3 protein-coding genes and 2 pseudogenes are annotated in these 3,005 nt (G+C 59.5%); 1 reads left to right on the forward strand and 4 read right to left on the reverse strand.

Features of this window, described 5'->3' with window-relative positions:
- A partial coding sequence (locus ACOVQ0_RS03080; protein WP_421880081.1) for an ABCB family ABC transporter ATP-binding protein/permease occupies window positions 1-1,401 on the forward strand: 1,401 nt, incomplete at its 5' end.
- Between the two features lie 113 nt (window positions 1,402-1,514).
- On the opposite strand, the pseudogene ACOVQ0_RS03085 reads toward ACOVQ0_RS03080, so the two are convergent.
- The 4 genes and pseudogenes from ACOVQ0_RS03085 to ACOVQ0_RS03100 all read right to left on the reverse strand — a co-directional run.
- Window positions 1,515-1,775, reverse strand: a pseudogene (locus ACOVQ0_RS03085) (GIY-YIG nuclease family protein); the annotation flags it as partial.
- Window positions 1,776-1,870: 95 nt separating this feature from the next.
- Window positions 1,871-2,074 carry a DUF1737 domain-containing protein gene (locus ACOVQ0_RS03090; RefSeq protein ID WP_168853808.1) on the reverse strand — a complete coding sequence of 68 codons (204 nt, stop codon included), beginning with the start codon at window positions 2,072-2,074 and terminating at the stop codon, window positions 1,871-1,873.
- Window positions 2,075-2,083: 9 nt separating this feature from the next.
- The gene (locus ACOVQ0_RS03095; RefSeq protein WP_421880083.1) at window positions 2,084-2,491 is read right to left on the reverse strand and encodes a GFA family protein; all 408 of its coding nucleotides are present in this window, start codon (window positions 2,489-2,491) and stop codon (window positions 2,084-2,086) included.
- A 50-nt stretch (window positions 2,492-2,541) separates the two neighbouring features.
- Window positions 2,542-3,005, reverse strand: a pseudogene (locus tag ACOVQ0_RS03100) (HslU--HslV peptidase ATPase subunit); the annotation flags it as partial.

Genomic DNA, 3,005 nt, shown 5'->3' on the forward strand with positions numbered 1-3,005 from the left:
GTGATCGAGCGCGGGACCAAGAGCATCGACACGATGCTCTATTTCCTGCTGTTCAACATCGCGCCGACGATAATCGAACTGACTGCCGTCATCGTGATCTTCTGGATCAATTTCGGGCTGGGGCTGGTCACGGCAACAATCGTGGCGGTGATCGCCTATGTCTGGGTTACGCGCACGATCACCGAATGGCGCTCCACATTGCGCGAGAAGATGAACCGGCTTGATGGCCAAGCCCTGTCACGCGCAGTCGATTCGCTGCTAAACTACGAAACAGTGAAGTATTTCGGGGCCGAAGCGCGCGAGGAAGCGCGTTATGCTTCGGCTGCACGCGCCTATGCCGATGCGGCGGTGAAGAGCGAAAACAGCCTGGGCCTGCTCAACATCGCCCAAGCGGTTATCGTCAACCTGCTGATGGCAGGCGCGATGGCGTGGACGGTGTGGGGCTGGTCGCAAGGACGGCTGACGGTGGGCGACCTTGTGTTCGTCAACACCTATCTCACCCAGCTTTTCCGCCCGCTCGACATGCTGGGCATGGTCTATCGCACGATCCGGCAGGGCCTGATCGACATGGCCGAAATGTTCCGTCTGATTGATACCCATGTCGAAGTGGCGGATATTCCGGGCGCACCGGCGCTGGCAATCAACCGTCCGTCCGTGACGTTCGACAACGTGGTCTTCGGTTATGACCGTGACCGCGAAATCCTGCACGGCCTGTCGTTCGAAGTGCCTGCGGGCAGCCGCGTTGCCATCGTCGGGCCGTCCGGCGCGGGCAAATCGACTATCGCGCGGCTGCTTTTCCGCTTCTACGATCCTTGGGCAGGCCGCATCCTGGTTGATGGGCAGGACATTGCGCAGGTCACCCAAGGTTCGTTGCGCGCGGCACTCGGCATCGTTCCGCAGGATTCGGTGCTGTTCAACGATACCATTGGATACAACATCGCCTATGGCCGCAATGGCGCGAGCATGGACGAGGTAGAGGCGGCATCGAAAGGCGCCGCCATTGCGGATTTCATCGCCCGCCTGCCGCAGGGCTATGACACCGAAGTGGGCGAACGCGGGCTGAAACTGTCCGGCGGCGAAAAGCAGCGTGTGGCCATCGCCCGCACTTTGGTAAAGAACCCGCCGATCCTGCTCTTCGACGAAGCGACCAGCGCACTAGACACCCGCACCGAACAGGACATCCTTTCCACGATGCGCGCGGTCGCCAGCCACCGCACCACGATCTCCATCGCGCACCGCCTTTCGACAATTGCCGATTCGGACACGATCCTCGTGCTGGATCAGGGGCGTCTGGCCGAACAGGGCAGCCATACCGACCTGCTCCGCCGCGATGGGCTATATGCCGAAATGTGGGCGCGACAGGCGCAGGAGAGTGCGGAGATTACAGAAGCGGCAGAGTAAGGCTTCACCGCTCTGCATTGCTTCGCTTCGCTCGCAATGACGAAGTTTTCGGTTGCGACTGCCCTAGTCATCGTCGTTGCGAGGAGCGCAGCGACGAAGCAATCCAGAGTCGCCGCCATTTCCGCAAAACGGTCTTGCCACCGCGGATTTTCCGCCTCGATCAACGCCAGTTTCCTCTTGCGAGAGCCGCCCTTCAACTGCTTTTCGCGCGCAATGGCATACTCCATCGTCGCGTGAACTTCGAACCAGACAAGCAGCTTGCAACCATGCTTGGCTGTAAATCCATCGACTATGCCCTCACGGTGCTGCCAAACACGTTGCGGCAAATTACTGGTCACACCAACGTAAATCGTGCCGTTGCGCTGTGACGCCATGATATAGACTGCCGGTTGAAAATTGCGCTTCACCACTCTGGATTGCTTCGTCGCTGCGCTCCTCGCAATGACGAGTCATTCAGAAATGGTGAAATCTACTTCACCACATCCGCCTCATGCCACACCACGGCCTGCGCCACCTTGATGCAGTCCATCCCGCCGTCATAGGTCATCGACGGTGAGCCATAGAGCCGCCAGCCCTGCTCCAGCGCTTCGGACACACGCTCGCAAAAAGCGCGGTCGTCCTTTCCGGTCAGCAGGCGATACACAGGGCGGTCTTCAGGAGTCTGGTAGGTCATAGCCCACGCCTACTCCTGACCGGGAAACCGCGCAAATTCCGGGAGGCCATGCGCCTGCGCCATCCAGCCGATGCGTTCCGCCGTCTGGATATGGAGTTGCGCGGGCAACTGGTCGGGATCATCGAATGTTGCAGATTGCACGTCGACGATTCCCGGCAGGTTCTCGGCGTTCGTGAAGAACAGTCCGGTGCCGCATTTCGGGCAGAAGTTGCGCATCGATGCGCCCGACGAATTGTGCGTCGTCACTTCACCCTGCGTCAGCGAAAACTGGTCTTCCTTGAACATCGCCCAGGACACCAGTGGCGCGCCAGAGCTTTTGCGGCAATCGGTGCAATGGCACAGCGCGACGTGCATCGGCGCGCCATCCACCTTGTATCGAACCGCGCCGCAATGACACCCGCCTGCAAGTTCCATCATCTCTCTCCTGCCGAATCAATGGATGGAACATTACAGGAACGAGCAGTGCCTCACAATATATACTTGGAAAGGTCGGCGTTGCCTGCAAGGTTCGCCAGCTTTTCGGCCACATAGGCCTCATCCACCGTCACCGTTTCACCAGTGCGGTCTTCGGCATCGAAGCTTACTTCCTCAAGCAGCTTTTCCATCACCGTCTGCAAGCGGCGTGCTCCGATATTCTCGACGCTTTCATTCACCTGCGCGGCGGTGCGGGCAACGGCCCGGATCGCTTCAGGCGTGAAATCCAGCGTCACGTTTTCAGTGGCGATCAACGCGCGGTACTGTTCCACAAGGTTCGCGCGCGTTTCGGAAAGGATGCGCACGAAATCGTCTTCCGACAGCGCCTTCAGTTCCACCCGGATCGGCAAGCGGCCCTGTAGTTCAGGCAGCATGTCCGAAGGCTTGGCCACATGGAACGCACCGCTGGCGATGAACAGCACGTGGTCGGTCTTCATCGGGCCGTATTTGGTGGCAA

Source organism: Novosphingobium sp. (assembly GCF_049240505.1).
Lineage (GTDB): Bacteria > Pseudomonadota > Alphaproteobacteria > Sphingomonadales > Sphingomonadaceae > Novosphingobium.